This is a genomic window from Bacteriovorax sp. As-1 (assembly GCF_058446905.1).
Genome location: NZ_CP184341.1, coordinates 106,397 through 123,353, shown reverse-complemented (window position 1 = coordinate 123,353; position 16,957 = coordinate 106,397). Strand labels below are relative to the sequence as shown.

Below are 16,957 nucleotides of genomic sequence, written 5' to 3'. Positions count from 1 at the left end.
AACTCTAAGCTAACTAGTAAAAATGCTTACGCATTTTTTCGGCCGACTACCAATTTAGAACGTAGGCAAAAACTAACGGTGCAACGATTGTAGCATCTGATTCGATGATGAATTTTGGAGTAGAACCATCAAGTTTTCCCCAAGTGATTTTTTCATTTGGAACCGCACCAGAGTACGATCCATATGAAGTTGTCGAATCAGAGATCTGGCAGAAGTAACCCCAAAGTGGAGTGCTACGCTCAAGGTCTTGTTCCAGCATTGGAACAACACAGATAGGGAAGTCACCAGCGATCCCCCCACCGATTTGGAAGAAACCGATTGAGTGATTAGCTGAAACTTCTGTGTACCATTCTGCGAGTCTGATCATGGTCTGGATACCAGAGTTTACAGTGTGAACGTTTTTAATTCTTCCTTCGATCACTGCAGCTGCGTACATGTTTCCGTTAGTCGAATCTTCCCAACCTGGAGTGTAGATTGGAATATTTTTTTCCATAGCAGCGATCATCCAAGAGTCTTTTGGATCGATCTGGTATTCTTTTTTGAACTCTGGGTTCTTTAGAAGCTGCCAGAAATAGAAGTGAGGAGGATGGCTTTCTCCCGCTTTATCAGCGTTTTGCCATTCTTTATTTAATAGACCTTCGATCTTTCTCATGGCCTCTTCTTCTGGGATACAAGTGTCAGTTACGCGGTTTAGACCTTTTTCCATAAGCTTCACTTCTTCTTCAGCTGTCAGCGCTCTCCAGTCTGGAATGCGGTGGTAGTGATTGTGAGCTACAAGGTTATAAATATCTTCTTCCAGGTTTGCTCCTGTACAGCAGATCCCGTGAATTTTATCTTGTCTGATCATTTCAGCAAGAGACTTTCCAAGTTCAGCTGTCGACATTGCTCCTGCAAGAGTGACAAACATCTTTCCACCTTTTGCCAGGTGAGTTTCCCAACCTTTAGCTGCATCAACAAGTGAAGCAGAGTTGAAGTGTTTGTAGTGAGTAAGCATAAATTCTGTAATAGGTCCGCGTTTCATTGTTACCTCTATTTTGTAGGCGGAACTCTTAAAGAAGAAGGCCGCCGTTTACATTTTATTTTGCGATATAGAAATGCTCCACTGGAACATTTCTTCCGCCTACTGCTTTAAATACGTATAAGATTTTAAACAGCTCTCATAGAAATCCACCAGGCGAACACCTTCGCGTGGCATGATTTTCCCTTGAGCAATCTGACGGTCGATATTCTTTTTCATTGTGTACGCCATCGCTTCCGGGTTGTACTGCATAGCTGCCAGTACTGACTCAGAAGATGATCCACGGATCACTTCTTCGATGTAGAAGTCTGTTGGATCTTCATCGTCACAGAAAACGTGCACTTCATTTAAACGGCCAAATAGGTTGTGAAGATCACCCATTACGTCCTGGTAAGCTCCCGTTAGGAACAGACCAATATGGTAGTCTTCGTCCTGGCGAAGCTCGTGAAGTGGCAGAAGGTTTCTTGTTTCGTTGATATCGATGAACTTGTTAATCTTTCCATCAGAGTCACAAGTGATGTCTACCAGTGTTCCTTGAACTTCAGGCTTCTCATTTAAGCGCGTGATAGGAACGATTGGCAGAAGTTGTCCAATGGCCCATAGGTCCGGCGCAGACTGGAAGATAGAGAAGTTACAAAGGTATTGTGGAGCAATCCCTTGATCGATGTCAGAAAGGTTGTCAGGAATAAATTCCATTGTTGGCAGAAGAGCTGAAATCTTTTTTGTGATTTTCCAGAAAAGAGTTTCAATGCGTGCGCGCTCTTCAAGTTTTAAAATTCCCAGACGGAAAGCGTTCATACATTCGCGCTTAAAGTCCAGAGCATCGTTATAAACTTCCTGAGCATTTTCTTCATTGATCGTCTCAAGCAGGTCTCTCATGTTTTGCACAAGAGTGTGGTCGCCGGAAACGGCATCTGTTTTGTAATCAGTGAATGATGTTTCGATTTTATCGACAACATTAGTGATCACGCACGAGTGGCGGGCAGTGATAGCACGACCTGATTCAGAAACGATGTTTGGATGTTTTACTTTTTCCGCATCACAGATTTCTTTTAAGATATACACGATATCTGAAGCGTAGTCGGCAAGCTTGTAGTTCATTGACGAGTCACTTGTTGACTGTGAACCGTCGTAATCAACACCAAGACCACCACCAACGTCGAAGTACTCAAGAGGAGCACCAAGCTGGCAAAGCTTAGCAAAAATACGTCCACCTTCACGGATAACTTCTTTAACAGTTCTAATGTCTGTTACCTGAGAACCGATGTGGAAGTGGAAAAGTTTTAGTGAATTGATGAAGCCTTCATCTTTTAGGATTTGAACAGCTGTAAGGATTTCAGCGATCGTTAGGCCGAATTTTGCTTTTTCTCCACCAGAGTCTGCCCACTTTCCAGATCCCTTAACAACCATCTTCGCGCGAAGACCAATAACTGGTTCAACATTCATTTCGCGAGAAAGTTTAAGGATTTTATGAAGCTCAGAGAACTTCTCGATAACGACGATAACTTTTCTTCCCAGTTTGTTTCCTAGAAGAGCAAGGCGAAGGTACTCTTCGTCTTTGTATCCGTTAAGAACAGTCAGGGCATCAAGGTTGTCGTTATAAGCAAGAACTGAAAGTAGTTCTGGTTTTGAACCAGCTTCAAGACCAAAGTTGTAGGGAGCGCCGGCATCGACGATCTCTTCAACAACCTCTCTCATCTGGTTTACTTTAATTGGATAAACACCAGTGTACATTCCCTGGTATCCAGCTTCGCGAATGACATCGCGGAAAGTTTCGTTAATCACTTTTACGTGTGATCTTAAAATATCGTGGAAACGAACGACGATCGGAAGAGGAATATTTTGTGCTTTCATCTCTTCAAGAACTTCGGCGATATCAATACGTGGACCGTTTTCATCCTGATTCGGACGAACACATAAATGTCCTTGATCATTAATATCAAAATACCCATCACCCCAACGGCTGATGTGATAGACGCTATCTGCTTCTTCCTTTGTCCAAGGGGCCGGAGGGCGTGCTTTGTCGTTTTCCATGATCGTGTCACCTCATTAAAAATCATTGAATTAATAAGGCCAGAATTTAACTTATTTGAAGTCTATTCACAAACTTAAAATGCTAAAATTCGAAGGTCGCCACCACTGGGTAATGGTCGGAGGGAAGGGCGTAGCGCTGGAAGGAGTCCTGCGGATAGGGAACCAGGACGCCATTGGGATCGCGGTAGTGGTAAATGCCTGATTCTTCTTTTTGGACTCGCCCGTGGAGCTCGGGAGGAAGGAGAATGTAGTCTAGTTGAGAGGCTTCGCGATTGTTTTCGCGGCCAAAATGGAAATAAGAAAATCTGCGCTCGGCAGGCTCTTTTATGACTTCGAGAACGTCTTCCAGGTCGGTTTTTTCATAGAGGGCCTGGAATTCCGGCTCCAGAAGTATCCTCTGGGCCTGGCCGTTCATGTCTCCGGCAACCACCACCGGGACGTTGGGAAACTCTTTGCGTCGCTCGTTGTAGGTCTCAACCAGTGAGTGAAATTCTGCTTTTCTTCTAAGCTGTCCGTTGAAATCGATGCCTTCTTTATCGAGTTTGGATTTCAAATGTACGAGCATAATGATGAAAACCACTTTCTGGTCTTTGATCAGTCTTAGCTCGGCAATATCGCGGGAAAAACGATGAAGCTTGAGTTCACTTTGGTTTTTCTGATGGTCTAAAATTTCGTGCGGGTAATTGAAGTTAAGAACTTTTTCTTTATGGCTTAAAAGCTGGTGGAAAAAAGGGACGCGCTTGTGGATGAGATAGCCCATCTCAATACCGCGGTCTGAATTTCCTGGTAAAAGAGCGGTGTAGTACTCGTGATTTAAATAGCGGGCATTTAATAAATCAAGACTTTCTTTTCCGCCTACTTCACAAAGCATGACGATGTCAGCGTTGATTTCTCTCAGAGTTCTTGCCACCCATTCAGTTTTTTCCGCAGGCTTTTTGTAACCTTCACCTGGGGCCTGATTCATTAAAAAAAGATTTTCTACGTTATAGAGACAAAGTTTCAATTACAGCTCCAGCCAAAGAGCATCGTCGTGTAGGCCTTTTTCGTTTTGTCCCAGATGTCTTTGCAGTGATAGCCCTGATAAAAAGTAGGCGATGGGGCCTCTCTTAAAAATGTGTCGATTTGCTCTTTTAAACAAACCGCATCTTTGGGTAACTCTTTGACGTTCTGGATTTTTGAAACTTTCAGGCTTCCTTCACGGCCAACTAAAAGGCCGTAATATTTTCCTTCGTCTTCACGCAGGAAATAGTACTCATTGTTTTCAGTAAAAATAGGAATCTCTCCTCTGGGAATAGTGAGAGTTATTAGTTTTTTGTTGGCGTCTAAACCTATGGCCTTGGCGAAATAAAGAGTCGTGTAATCTTTAATCTCCGAGTCCTTTAAGTTTTTGCGAAAAATTTCGCTGATGTAAAATTTTGATGCTTCTTTTTTGTGTTGAGGGCAAGGGGAGTCCCACATGATAATGCGCGGGAGGACACTGGCCTCTTCTGCTGCCCAGTTGGAGATGGGCAATCCGTATTCTTTTTGAAGTTCGGCATTGAATTTGGCTTCGTTTAATTTACCCGATTTAAAATCGTCGAGTTGATTAAGCCATTTTTGTCTGATTTCTCCAGTGACTTTCTGGCAGTAGGCGTTTTCTGGGCAACCTGCGTGTTCGATTTTTGAGTACTCTAAAGCACCGTGGGCAAAAGTTGACCAAAGAGCAAATGAGAGTAAAACAGAGTGTCTAAACCAAAGCATAGTTATTCCTAAAACTGATACTTAAATTTAACCTCATTTTCGATGGAATTTCTAAACTTATTTCGGCCTTCGAGCCAATTAATTTCGCTTCTCCAGCCCTTGAGTTTTGCATAGAGGCCAAAAGTTGAGCGATCGAGGAGGAGAAATTCCTGTCGAGGGGATTTTCTACCTTTAAAATCCAGATCCTTGAAAAAATCCTTGAAGAGGTCAAAGGGATTGATGGCCTCAATTGGATGAGTCCCAGGCTTGGTATAGGGCGCATAAAGAGACTTAATCATCTCGAAGTGACGCTTGATCATATCTTCTGGTTCGTCTTCTTTAAAGAAGTGGAGATGCTTGGAGATCACGATGTAGTGATCGAAGCGGTCTTCTTCCAAAGACATGAGCAGGCCGCAATAATCGACGATAAAATCCGGATCAAACTCACGGGTTGAGCCGAAGTCCAGCATGATGATTTTGTCGCGTTTAAAAAGGTAATTGCCGTTTTGTGGATCTGTATGAAGTCGTTTTAATTCCCAGAGTGAAAAAAGAAAACTTTCATACAAAGCTGTACCCAGGAAGTTTTTTTCTTCGTCGGTGTAGTGCAGGGTCTCTTCAAAGCTGTCGCCCTCAACCCATTCCATCGTGAGAATCTGCTCTGAGCAGTAATCAGGATAAACTTCAGGAATGATAATCATCGGGAAGCGTTCTTTAAATTGTGATTTAAAAAACTGGATCTGCTCCATTTCTGTGATGTAGTTACACTCCTGGATCAGGGATGTTTTGAGCTCCTGAATCATGTTGTCTACATTGGGTTTATTGGGGTAAAGCAGGTGAATGAGTTTGTCGATTTTGTGCAGGTTTTGAAAATCGTGTTTAATCGCATTGACGATTTTTGGGTACTGAATTTTAACCGCGACTGTTTCGCCGGTATGCAGTTTGGCCTTGTGAACCTGGCCGATACTGGCAGCGGCCACTGGTTTTAAATCAAATTCTAAAAAAAGTTCCTGCGGGTCTTTTTTGAAATTCTCTCTGATCATGCGAATGACTTCTGCTTCCGGCATTGAAGGAGAATTTTTTTGAAGATTAGCAAAAAGAGCAGAGATTTCTTTTGGTAAAACCAGGTCCTCTGAGATGGAGATCATCTGACCTAGTTTCATCATCGCCCCTTTGAGTTCCCCCATGGTTTGAATGATTTCTTTAGAGGCCTTGATTTTAAGTTCCAGGTCGCGGGCCTTGGGATTTTTATCAATGTAGTCCTGCGCTTTATTTTTAGCGGCATCAAGGGCGAGCTGGGCAGAGGCCTTGGTTAGACTGGTGCCCAGTCTTAAAAATCTGGAAAGTTTTCCTGATTTAAATTCTTCACTCATAGCTTATTTGGTTTTACTTTTTTTCATGTCTTCAATGCGTTTTTTTCCAGATTCAAAACGTCTTTTTTCCTCGTCTGTTTCTGGAATTAACCCTCTGGTTTGAATCGGACGGCCGATGTCATCCAGAGCGACAAACGTCAGGTAAGCTGTCGTCGTGTGTCTGGTGATTCCAGTAAAAGGATTTTCCGCGATAACCTTTACACCAACAAGCATTGATGTTTTACCGACGTAGTTAATACTCGCTTGGATAAGAACGTGATCACCAATTCTAATAGGCGCTTTAAAGCTGATATCGCCTACGTGAACAGTGACAACGGGACGGTTTGAGTGTCTCTCAGCAACCATGGCCGCGGCCATATCGATCCAAGACATAACCACTCCTCCAAAGATAGAGTTTTGTGGATTGGTATCGTTAGGCATGACGAGATAGCGCATTTCAACAGCGCTATCAGCAACGGTTTTTGGCTCGTTTTGATTGTGCATAAATCTCTTTCCTTAAGATTAGTTTACTTAAAGAGAGTATAAACCTTTTTTAGGAAAAACGATACCACCAGTGCCCCAAAGAGTACGACGGCAAGAGTGGCGCCACTCGGAAGACCAAACGCATTTGCTAGGATAATCCCGGTAACAGCGAAGATCACAGAAAAGAGCGTGCTGATAACGAAGGTTTGTCTGATGTTCGTTGCAAAATTCAGTGCAAAAAATCCTGGAACTAAGAGTAATGTTTCAACCAGGACGGTCCCTGCTAATTTGATGCTTGTGACAATGAGAAAGGCCAGTAAAACAAAAAAAGTGTAATGAAAAACCTGAGCTTTAATTCCCGAGGTGATTGCTCCTTCTTCATCGTATGTTAAGAAGAGCCATTTTTTTAGCGGCACCAGGATAAGTAGAGCAGTGATAATTAGAATGAAAAGCGAAAGATAAAGGTCTTCAGCTGTTAAAAGCAGGATATTTCCAAAGAGAAAACTTAAAAGATCACTTTGGTCTTTGGCAAAAAGTGTATGGATGATAATCCCCATCGCCATTGTCGAAGTGTAAAAAATTCCAATCATTGAATCGTTGGGTAGTTTTTGTCTGAAAGTTGAGTAGGCCAGGAACATGGTCAGAAAAATAGTGATGATAAGAGTAGAGATAAAAACCGGCAGGGCCTGTGTCGCTTCAAATAAACTAAGTGAAATGGCCAGACCTAAAAGTGTTGAGTGAGAGATGGCCGCACCCATAAAAGCGTTTTTACGGGCAATGATAAGAGGTGAGATCAGGCCGCAAGTCAGCGACAGGCAAACGGTTCCCAAAAGAGCATAGAGCAGGAAATCGTACTGAAGAAAATCATTGATGAAACTCATGGTTTTCTCCTGATAAACTGATGGCCGCTTTTGGTTTTCTCGTGAGCATGATCGTGATTGCAGAAGTGGTGATCGTGCGAGTGATCGGCCCCGTCATTTTTCTCCAGGTCTTTTTCATGGATCAACAGGTGCTCAAACTCACAGTGATAAACATCTTCAAGAATATTTTTTGTTAAGAAGTCGCGGTGGTCATGCCAGTGAACGTCGCGGTTTAAACACAGGATGTTCTGGCAGCTCTTGATAATCTGATTGATGTTGTGATCAACGATCATGACCGATGTCTGGTCGCGCTTTTTAATCGTTTCAATTAAAGACAAGAGTTGATCCTGGCCATTGCTGTCAAGACCTTTTGTCGGCTCATCCAAAAGCAGGATTTGCGGTTTTTGAATAATGGCACGGGCAATAAGCACGCGCTGTTTTTCTCCCCCTGAGAGTTTAGAAATTAGGGAGTCTTTTTTGTGGGCAATGCCCACTAAATTTAAAAGCTCGTCACTCAGATGAGGATTTTTAATTTTATGAAGCGAGATACTAAAATCTAAAAGCTCGCTGACTTTTACCGGCATGATCGGATTGAGTTCGCTGCTTTGAGGAACGTAAGAAAGTAGGTGGTAAGGGTAGTTTTTTAAACTTGAAAGTGGCTCACCATTAAAATAAATCTCGCCGCTTTTTGCTTTTAAAAGGCCAGCGATGATTTTCATCAACGTCGACTTTCCACCGCCGTTAGGGCCTAAGACCCCAAGGCTTTCACCTTTTTTAAGAGTGAAAGATATATCCTTCAGGATAGGCTCAAGGCCTTCGTAACTGAAAGTAAGTTTCTCTGCTCTTAAAATGGCTTCGCTCATATGCTTAGTGCGCCTTAAGTTTAGTGTTTAAGCTCTCCAGCACCTGAAAGTAATGGGCTCCTTCAGAGTTTGCTGTATCCAAATCAATTGTAATATCAGTTGACCTTTTTTTGGCAAGAATATTAGCGGGAACTTTGATTCCTACTTCTTCAATCCAAATGACCGTTGGCGCTTTTAGAGCGTCATAAAGTTTTTTTACTGAAGCAGGAGTTGCTTCCTGGTGATGACCTGAACCTTTGATCGCTACGACTGTAGCGTCTTTCCCACCAAGTTTTCCCAGGAGGGGAAGAAGTGCATCGTGAGTCAGCACCACTGGTTTTTTTATTTGAGCTAACGTGTTTGTTAACTCTTTTTCAATTCTCATCTCTTCACTCTGGCATTTTTTGGGAGCTTTGATCACCAGAAGTTTAGAACTGACTAATTGGTCTTCTAGTTTTGTTTTAAGTGAACAGAAAATTTTCGGATAAAGCCAGAAGTGCGAAAGCGCTTCGTGGTTACCTCCGGGATAAAGATTGTAGTCGCGACTATCAAGTGGAAGTGTGAATGTTTTTGTCCCTGGAGTTTTTGATCTTTGGTAATGAATTTTTTTAATCCACGGATTGAGTTCACCAGGCCCTGTGATCAGCGTCTTGGCCGAAATAAGAGACTTCACTTCGTTCGTGCTTGGCTCGTATTCATGGGGGTCCCCTGAAATTTTCACTAGGGAAATGAACTCGTAATCCTTCACCTGATTTTCCGTGAAGATGATACTGGCCAGGCGGCAAAGTTCAGGGTGAGAGCACGCGATGGTCTCGGCGGCGAAAGCACCTTGTAAGTTGTTAAAATAAAAGAGAATTGTTACTAAGAAGAGGGTAGTTTTCATAAGGGCCAGAATCTAGCAGAGAATTTGCGTCATGGGAAGATTTATTGCGGATTACTTGCAATAATAGTGGTGGTCCCAACGGTACCCGTTATCAAATGGGAACTTACCTGCGGCCGTGTCGCCTTCAATCGAGTCTACAATCGAGTCAACAATACTCATAGGATAGTTGATAGTTTCACCAGTTGTCGTGTAGTACCCAGAGTATGGCTCAGGAGGGAACTGTCCGAATGATCCACCGTTTTGCACGACTCCTGACTGACAGTAAGCTGCACCCAGGGCCTCAAGTTTTTGGAAAGTAGAGGCTCGCATTTTTGGTTCACCAGTATAAGCGTTGAAGTCGACTTCAGTTTCTGAAGTTTCAGAAGAAATCAGAAGACCTCCACCTGGCTGGTCTGAACCAACACCTTCGCTTGAAACGAACTTGTTAAAGTAAACGTTCAGGTCAGTTCCTGAAGGAAGTTTACATGTGAGTTTTCCATTAACTGTGCTTGCAGTTCCCGAACAACATTTTGCTGCTGAAGTTGTTTCTTTTCCAAGAGGCATACAACAAGCGAAGTCTTTAGAAGAGAAGACTGCTGCGTGTGAGAGTTTATCTTGATAAGTAAATCGCTTGGCCTGGTTACCAATACCAGCAGATTCACTTTCAGAGTTTCCTTCTTCATCATAACTTGCAATCGGGTTAAACGATGTGTAAGTGTTGGCCACAGCATTGAACTGTGCTCTGGTTTGAATTGACGAAGAGAAGATTCCCGGAACCAGTTTGTTTTGGTTTCCGTTACAGTAAATTGGTTCATAAGTGATTTGTGGGATACCAATGAGTTCCAGGCGCCCAAGTTTTGTCAGGTAGTAGTATGGGTTACCAGGAGTAGTCACTGCACCTAGAGAAGCATCCAGAGTCTGCTTGTATTTTTCCAGAGGCATGAAGTCGATAACAACAGCAGCGTATTTCCACTGACGGATAGCTACATTCCCTGTGTAGGCCTTGATGTTCATCACTGGACGATTTTGTGTTTTTGAGTTCGCTGAAATACACCATGCTTCGTAATCACCCGTTGAAAGAGCATCAATAGGCTGTCCTGAAGACCCACTTGGGTAATTTGCAACGCCATCACATGTTGCCTTGTTCAGGTTTCTTAAGTTTGTAATGTTAACCGCTTCAACACGTCCGTCGTCGTACATGTACTTCATATACACTCGCGAAATTGTCGGAGTCGCAGAGGCCAGGTTGGCATTAGCGTTTGTCACGTTAAAAGGAATATAGGCCGGAAGGTAAATACTCACACCGTAGTCAAGATCCTTGTCGACGAAGAAGATTAATGATCTCTTTGTTCCGTTTGCATCGGTATAAAGATCGTAAGGAGGTGACTGAGTAAACATATAAGCAAATGGAGGATAAGGAACATCCTGATTCATTTTATATGTATAATTCCCACTCTCAAGGTCACCAACAGGTGAAGTGTCAAGGCGAGTGTAACCTGTCGCTGGCAGACCACTGTATGATCCGGCCGCAGAGTAAGGTGCAGATGTGGCCCATGACGGAGTAGTTGTCGTATCGTCAGGTTCAAGGTTTTCAGCATCAGATGGCTCGTACACGCGAGGAGGCAGGATCTGGTATCCACTTACATCGCGGTAAAGGATCTGCATACACCCATTTTGTCCAGGGTACTTACAGAAATATTCGTACTCGCGCTGATAAGTCGATTGAACAACTTGATCTTTTGCATCCCCAAAACCGTTGTAGTCAGCGTTTACAAGTGGAGTACGGTAGTTTAAACACGCAAAGTTTGACGTCTCAAGACTTAGACGATTTTTTACTTTCCAGTCGTGTGTTCCGTCTGCGAATTTTCTGATCCAGCCGCCACCACAACAAGTCAGTGATCCGGTTTCATTGATAACTTTCCACTGGTCTTTTGCTGGTTCAGCTGTTGCTGAAACACTAGGGTAGTTTGCTGTCGTTTTAGCAATTTTTGAAGCCGTGTAACGAGAGTATCGGTAGTTTGCTTTTGGATCTGTCACTGAAAGTCTTGATGTCACCAGATTTACGTTTGTTCCCATGTTTTCTGGGATAATAGTCGCAGGCCCTGAAGTGAACATCGTAAAGTCTTTCCCGATTTCACGGCAGCAACGGTTTTGGTTTAATTCATAATCGTAGTATTTTGAGCTTCCCAGAGTCGGGGCCGCTTTACCTTGTCCACAAATCAGCGATTCTCTCCAATAGTTTTGCTCAGCTTCAGTTCCCCCGAAGTAGGCAAGGGCCATTGAACCAACAGCATCTTCGTGCATTTTATTCGGGCCACAGTCCAGGTCTGTATGACAAACAGAACCAGCTCTTCTTAAACAAGCGTCCGCCGCCATGATTGGCTGAGTGATGTGTTGAAGAAGTTGCAGTGATCCACCTTCAATGTTGGCGAAAGCAGAAGCAAAAGTTGATGTGTGTTTTGCTTCTCCACCACAGGCATTTTGCATTTCTCTTAACTGAGAAAGAGTGGTTGAAGAAGTGTTATAAGGCACGTAATCCAAGTCGTCGCCAATGGCCGGACAAGACACAGTTCTTGATGAACCAGTCTGAGTTGAATCACATGAACCAATTTGTGAAATATAGTCAGCTCTTTTTTGTGTATCAGGATTTCCATGGGCCGTTGTGGCAGTAGATGAAAGTGAGCGTCCTGGACGACAGATACCCATGTCATCAACTTGTGAAGTCGTTAACCCAAGAGCGTCTGTTCCACCGTTGTATTTGATGTTTGCGATCACTTCAGTTGTAAGTGACTTTGTTGCAGTTACATATTTAAGAGGTCTACCTAAAACGTTTGTATCCATACCGAAGAAGATATCGTCAAACTCATTTGGTGAGCGGACCACTTCATCGTTAAAACGGTTTGTGGTTAAGGCCGCACAGTAGAAGTTCGGGGCACATGTCAGGTTCTTCTGATTATATTGACCGTTAAGAGCAGTGAAGTCGCGCACACATGGAGCTCCAGCACCACGGTATACACAGCGTTTTCCACTTGAGCCTTGAGTTGTTGTCCCTGAAAGGATTTCAAAGATTGAACCAATTTTTTCCTGGTTGTTAACTTCTCTTGCTTCTGTGTCGTAAATCGGCCAGCGAGTTCTCGATTGAGAAACGTCAGCACACATATACTCCCAGCCCAATTGAGCAATACAGTCAGAGTCGGTGCTACACTGGTGGTACTGTTGACAAGTCCCGGCCTGGTTTTGTTTTGGATCGCTGATGGCCAAAGTCGGGTCGAAGTCGTAATCAGCGGCCACTGAGGCAGAGATATCAGGAATGATGTTAACGACTGTGTCTGTTCTGTCGGCCACATCTAGGAATGAAGCATTGATGGCCAGGTAAAGCTTACTGGTTGTTGCTGTAATTCTTCTTCCAGAACCAACACCAAACCAAGTCACCCCATCAAATGATCCAATGAGTGCGCCTTTATTGAAGCCAAACCAGTCTTTCTGGTAACCGTTAATAAAATAAGTAGCCTGTGTCTTAAGACGGTTTAAGCGCTGAGTTTGTAGAGAGGATTCTTTCTTGTGTGAGAAAGGAATCATTGTCACTGGCAGGTAACAAGCGCGACCAAAGTGGGTGTCTTCGTAATTACCTAAAGTGACATTCGTAGAATATGTATCTCTTGATGTCGTGTATCCACTGGCGCGAAGACCGTTACCACCAGTTGTCGCCGGGTGAGCGGAGAAAGTCTGAAACCAGCTGTCCTTTGCACACTGAGTACAAGGAGTGAAGTAACCGCTTGTGGCCGATACGATATATGTTTTCCCTAATTCTACCGCAATCATTTTTGCAGGCTGAGTTTGAGAAAGAGCGACGTTCATACGTCCAAGGATTGAATTGACGTTGTAGCTTCCGTTAACTGGAGCTGCGCGGTTTGCAGTGTCCAGGTAATAGAAGTCTTCACCTTCTTGAATGATGGTGCTTGATAGTTTACTGACGTCATCATGGCTTGTCCCATCAACAGCATAAAAGCGGTGAGGGGCACTACGGCTAGGAACATTCACGTTCAGGTTAGTAATCGGTCCGATCGGGTTTTCCGGTGTCGGAGTGTAACAGTAGAAATCGACAATATTAGCTGTCGTTTCAATTGAAGACTTATAAAGAGGTCTAACACCCCAGTCTGGACATCTGATTGCTCTTTCGTCATCAGTATAAGTTGTAGGGCACCCACAAGCGATGGCCAGTTTCTTTTTTGTCGACTTGTAATCTGTTTCACCTGCACCTGGAAGGCATAGAGAGTATGAACCCGAACTTTGTGCGGTTTCAATACATTTCCAGTCAGCTAAGTACTGGGCCACTCTTTTTTCAGCGTCACTTTGAGGAGTTGTTCCCGGAGTTGTTGTTGATGGTGGAGTGTGCGAGATATTTGTACAAATATTAAAGATGTTCGGGAAATTAATAAATGAAAGAGGGTTGACTGCATACTCACTCATGGCCTGAGCGTATTGCGAGTCACTTGTCGCTGAGGATTTAATACTGGCATCCTTCACACACTGACCTTCGATACAGCAGTCAAAGCCTTTCGCTTCACACGAAGATGTAGAGCATGAGCTTACTGGGGATGAAGAATTTGATGAAAGGTCTACCTTAATCGCCAGTGTTGAAAGAGTCACTTTTGTTGTCGCAATTTGCGACATTGTTCCTGCGCTGACGTTGCTTTCAAAAAGTTTAAGCGTAGTAGAAGTCAGGTATGTTCCACCAGAGCAAGTCGGACAGATCTCAGTTAATGAATAGGCCGCTGCAGTTCCAGCGATTCCGTCAACTGAAGCCGTTCCACAAGCAGCTGCGTTTTCTGCGCGGCTTGGAACATCGACTCTGAAGAGTCTTTCAGTTGTTTTTGTCGAGTAATTACTGATTGAAATAGGCACGAGTCTTAAACGAAGTTGTTTATTGCTTGATCCATAATTACCAACTAAACAGAAAGATTTCCCATTTTGGTAGTAAGGAAGATTTGTCGTGCTGTCACTGCTGATTAGAAAGCTATGAATGTTTGATCCACGCAGGTACATAACGGTATCTGAGTTTTGGTTAACAGTGATAGTTCCTGTCACCTTCAGCGAGGTAAACCAGTAAAGGGCCTCATCAGAAGCAAAAGTCGGAGTTGTTGTTCCTGTTGTTGTTGAAGATGATGAAGCCGTCGTCTTTTTTCTGTTGGTTCCAGCAGACTGAGGCATACAACCTTGAAGAATCAAGAGTGTAGCGATGGTGAATATAAGCGAGTGAAGGGTCTTCATCACAATACTTATCGTCCGCTGTTTTTAATTGGGTTAACTCTTTAAGTTATTAGAGAGTGATAGGTATATTTTACCGTGCAAACAGCAGCGAATTGATCGGTTTTTTAGGCGGAAAGAGCAAAATGGCAAGCACTTAGAATTAATAAAGAATTATGGCCCAAGAAATTTTGATTTAAATTGTGGAAACAATAAGAATGCCTGTTTTCGGTGGCAGTGGAGTAAAAAGATTGCCTATTGGCCGAAATTAAAGCCGCTTGATGTGGTGGATGTCGCAGTTGTTGATGAAAATGGGTTACCATATCCAAAATAACCATAGTTGTACATCCATGGGTTTTGGTTATAGACATCAAAAGTGTAAAGCATCTGCTTTTGGAAAATCGCCTGATCTGTCAGCATATTGATGTTTTGCTTAGTCTGGTAGTTATTAAACCACATCGGGATAAGAGAAGGGGCGACTGGAAGCACACCTTCACCAAACACTCTTAAACCACTCTTCTTTTTTGTTTTGATAACCGAGTTTGATTTGGTGTCGTAGTCGTAATAGTAGTTTGGATCTTTATAAACTTGTTCTTTTCTATCTTGTCTTTCAATCACATTATTTTCAGTCGTGATCATAGCACAAACATCTTTAAAAGAATCTTTTAGGGCCCCTTGGCTACTCTGGCAAGTTTGAAGAAAATCTCTCATTTCATTTGGAGAGAAGGTCATTGTTGAAGATGCTTTTTGCGAACTAATTTCTTTTGAAAATGAGTTACCGATAACAGCGGCAACATCAGTGCTTAGGCCGTAAACTTTATTTAAAGTAAACTGAGCAGGTTCGTTTGAACATCCGCCAGGTAAGCGAAGAGACTCATCTTTGAGCTCCATGCCTTTAGAGTCAACATCACAAGAACGCAGGTATTTTTCTGCTACGTACTTTCTCATATTTTCAATGGCGTTGTAGTTGGCATTTGTCAGTTGGTTAATGTCGTTTTGAATGCCCCTTGAAGCCTGAATGTATTTGTCTTGAAGAGAATCGACTTTTGCGGCAACTTCTCCAATCAAATCCTTACATTCTTTGATAATTGAGTCTTCCGTTTTTGTGTTAAAAGAGCTGCAGTCTTCAGCGAATTTTTGTGATTTGGTTTTAGCTACTTTTAATGCTTCTGAAATTTTTCTTTCAGCATCAACTTCATCAGTGCCACCCAAATCCGGACACTGGAAAAAGAAGAGTGAAAGACCACTTAACTTTCCTCTGGCCTCTTTGCATGTTCTTTCACCGCTCGCACCGGCCGGAGCTCTGTTAAGACTTTCATATATTTCAGAAACAGTCGCAGCTTGATCCATTGCTTCAATTTGGTTCATCATATCTGTTTCAACATTTGGCTGCTCAGGAACAGTGCGACCAGAAACGATATTATCAACGATGCTTTGGTATTTTTTAGAGTTTTCTTCAAATGCTTGTTGAAGAATTGATTTTTGAGTAAAAGAGAAGTGTACAGCACTTAGTTCGCCAGAGACTGACTTAATCAGCGCGTCTCTTTGTACCGGAGTGTTGGCAATTCCTTCACAAATTCCTTTTGCAAATGGTTTCTTCTCATTGAGACAATCAAGGATTCTATCTTTTGGAAGATCAACTTCCAGCATCGCCGTTGTTTCCGGTGCTTGTTCGTTAAGCATCTTTAAAATAACATCTGGTTTAACATCTTTTGGAATCGATTTTAAGATGGCCTCTGCATCAATGCGAACTTCTTTTTTAGCGTCAGCACTCTGAATGCTGTCTAAAGCTTTTTTTAAAGAGGCAAGAACATTATCTAATTCACGAAACTTAGACTTTGACTTAAATGAAAATGTTTTGGTCATACTCTCAAACAGAGTAGCTCCAGGCTTATCTTCTTCTACGATCTCTTTACAGATTTCTGTCTCAGGAGAGTTTTTACATAGGTGACTCATTGTGAACGTTTCGGATTTCGAAAAATCCGAATCTTTTGATTTCTCTATAAGAGTAGAGAGCACACTCAAGATCATCCCGTTTCTGATAACACTTTTTAAATCATCAATAGAGTTTTGAACTTTTAGATCAGCCACTTTCTGTTGTTGGGCCAGTAGAGCGTCTTGCATTGCTTTTGTTTTTTCAAAATTTGCCAGCGAGTCTTCGTATCTCTTTTTTAGACCTTTAACTTGATCAAGAATTTTTCTTTGGTTTTCAATGTCCTGTAGGCGACCTCTGAGAACATCGATTTTCTCTTGTTGATTTTTATAATCATCAAGATTGTTCAACTCATTCATCATCTTGCCAGCGCCTTCTCTACAGAAGAGTCCTGGATTGTATCCGTGAGCTGTGGTGGCCGCAGTGTTTGGACGATTAGGATTGAATCCAGGTTTTTTATCTTCCGGCCCAGCACCAAACGCACTAAAGCTTCCAAGTGCAAGGCTTGTGCAAAGAGCGAGGTGAAGTGATGTTTTAAAACCTTTCATCATTGGTTTCCATTAAATTTCTACGTCAATCTTATCGGAAGTTTATCAAAAGACTAAAGTAT

At 42.7% G+C, this 16,957-nt stretch carries 11 protein-coding genes; all 11 read right to left on the bottom strand.

Annotated features, from left to right (window positions below; translation table 11 throughout):
• Positions 1 to 46: 46 nt before the first annotated feature.
• The 11 genes from ACN20O_RS00570 to ACN20O_RS00520 all read right to left on the bottom strand — a co-directional run bounded on the left by ACN20O_RS00570 (position 47) and on the right by ACN20O_RS00520 (position 16,898).
• Positions 47 to 1,021 carry a deoxyhypusine synthase family protein gene (locus tag ACN20O_RS00570; RefSeq protein WP_491636158.1) on the bottom strand — a complete coding sequence of 325 codons (975 nt, stop codon included), beginning with the start codon at positions 1,019 to 1,021 and terminating at the stop codon, positions 47 to 49.
• Positions 1,022 to 1,120: 99 nt separating this feature from the next.
• Entirely contained in the window at positions 1,121 to 3,052 is a 1,932-nt protein-coding gene (gene speA / locus ACN20O_RS00565; RefSeq protein ID WP_491636156.1) for a biosynthetic arginine decarboxylase, read from the bottom strand.
• 82 nt (positions 3,053 to 3,134) lie between these two features.
• Entirely contained in the window at positions 3,135 to 4,055 is a 921-nt protein-coding gene (locus ACN20O_RS00560) for an endonuclease/exonuclease/phosphatase family protein (protein WP_102243924.1), read from the bottom strand.
• The gene (locus ACN20O_RS00555; protein ID WP_491636154.1) at positions 4,052 to 4,792 is read right to left on the bottom strand and encodes a hypothetical protein; all 741 of its coding nucleotides are present in this window, start codon (positions 4,790 to 4,792) and stop codon (positions 4,052 to 4,054) included. The genes ACN20O_RS00560 and ACN20O_RS00555 overlap by 4 nt, the downstream gene beginning before the upstream one ends.
• A gap of 8 nt (positions 4,793 to 4,800) precedes the next feature.
• The gene (locus tag ACN20O_RS00550) at positions 4,801 to 6,141 is read right to left on the bottom strand and encodes an ABC1 kinase family protein (protein ID WP_491636152.1); all 1,341 of its coding nucleotides are present in this window, start codon (positions 6,139 to 6,141) and stop codon (positions 4,801 to 4,803) included.
• Between the two features lie 3 nt (positions 6,142 to 6,144).
• A complete protein-coding gene (locus ACN20O_RS00545) occupies positions 6,145 to 6,624 on the bottom strand; it encodes an acyl-CoA thioesterase (protein WP_102243921.1) in 480 nt (159 codons plus the stop codon).
• A 23-nt stretch (positions 6,625 to 6,647) separates the two neighbouring features.
• Positions 6,648 to 7,484, bottom strand: coding sequence for a metal ABC transporter permease (locus tag ACN20O_RS00540; RefSeq protein ID WP_491636149.1), 837 nt, complete (start codon positions 7,482 to 7,484; stop codon positions 6,648 to 6,650).
• A complete protein-coding gene (locus tag ACN20O_RS00535; RefSeq protein WP_491636147.1) occupies positions 7,481 to 8,326 on the bottom strand; it encodes a metal ABC transporter ATP-binding protein in 846 nt (281 codons plus the stop codon). The genes ACN20O_RS00540 and ACN20O_RS00535 overlap by 4 nt, the downstream gene beginning before the upstream one ends.
• A 4-nt stretch (positions 8,327 to 8,330) precedes the next feature.
• The gene (locus tag ACN20O_RS00530) at positions 8,331 to 9,188 is read right to left on the bottom strand and encodes a metal ABC transporter solute-binding protein, Zn/Mn family (protein WP_491636145.1); all 858 of its coding nucleotides are present in this window, start codon (positions 9,186 to 9,188) and stop codon (positions 8,331 to 8,333) included.
• Between the two features lie 51 nt (positions 9,189 to 9,239).
• The gene (locus tag ACN20O_RS00525) at positions 9,240 to 14,438 is read right to left on the bottom strand and encodes a hypothetical protein (RefSeq protein ID WP_491636142.1); all 5,199 of its coding nucleotides are present in this window, start codon (positions 14,436 to 14,438) and stop codon (positions 9,240 to 9,242) included.
• 231 nt (positions 14,439 to 14,669) lie between these two features.
• The gene (locus tag ACN20O_RS00520; protein WP_491636140.1) at positions 14,670 to 16,898 is read right to left on the bottom strand and encodes a hypothetical protein; all 2,229 of its coding nucleotides are present in this window, start codon (positions 16,896 to 16,898) and stop codon (positions 14,670 to 14,672) included.
• Positions 16,899 to 16,957: the final 59 nt, after the last annotated feature.

What these genes read in the sequence shown, in the direction of transcription:
- ACN20O_RS00550 (WP_491636152.1), bottom strand. Translation starts at nt 6,141, where the DNA reads ATGAGTGAAGAATTTAAATCAGGAAAACTTTCCAGATTTTTAAGACTG.
- ACN20O_RS00570 (WP_491636158.1), bottom strand. Translation starts at nt 1,021, where the DNA reads ATGAAACGCGGACCTATTACAGAATTTATGCTTACTCACTACAAACAC.
- ACN20O_RS00555 (WP_491636154.1), bottom strand. Translation starts at nt 4,792, where the DNA reads ATGCTTTGGTTTAGACACTCTGTTTTACTCTCATTTGCTCTTTGGTCA.
- ACN20O_RS00530 (WP_491636145.1), bottom strand. Translation starts at nt 9,188, where the DNA reads ATGAAAACTACCCTCTTCTTAGTAACAATTCTCTTTTATTTTAACAAC.
- speA (WP_491636156.1), bottom strand. Translation starts at nt 3,052, where the DNA reads ATGGAAAACGACAAAGCACGCCCTCCGGCCCCTTGGACAAAGGAAGAA.
- ACN20O_RS00535 (WP_491636147.1), bottom strand. Translation starts at nt 8,326, where the DNA reads ATGAGCGAAGCCATTTTAAGAGCAGAGAAACTTACTTTCAGTTACGAA.
- ACN20O_RS00545 (WP_102243921.1), bottom strand. Translation starts at nt 6,624, where the DNA reads ATGCACAATCAAAACGAGCCAAAAACCGTTGCTGATAGCGCTGTTGAA.
- ACN20O_RS00525 (WP_491636142.1), bottom strand. Translation starts at nt 14,438, where the DNA reads ATGAAGACCCTTCACTCGCTTATATTCACCATCGCTACACTCTTGATT.
- ACN20O_RS00540 (WP_491636149.1), bottom strand. Translation starts at nt 7,484, where the DNA reads ATGAGTTTCATCAATGATTTTCTTCAGTACGATTTCCTGCTCTATGCT.
- ACN20O_RS00520 (WP_491636140.1), bottom strand. Translation starts at nt 16,898, where the DNA reads ATGATGAAAGGTTTTAAAACATCACTTCACCTCGCTCTTTGCACAAGC.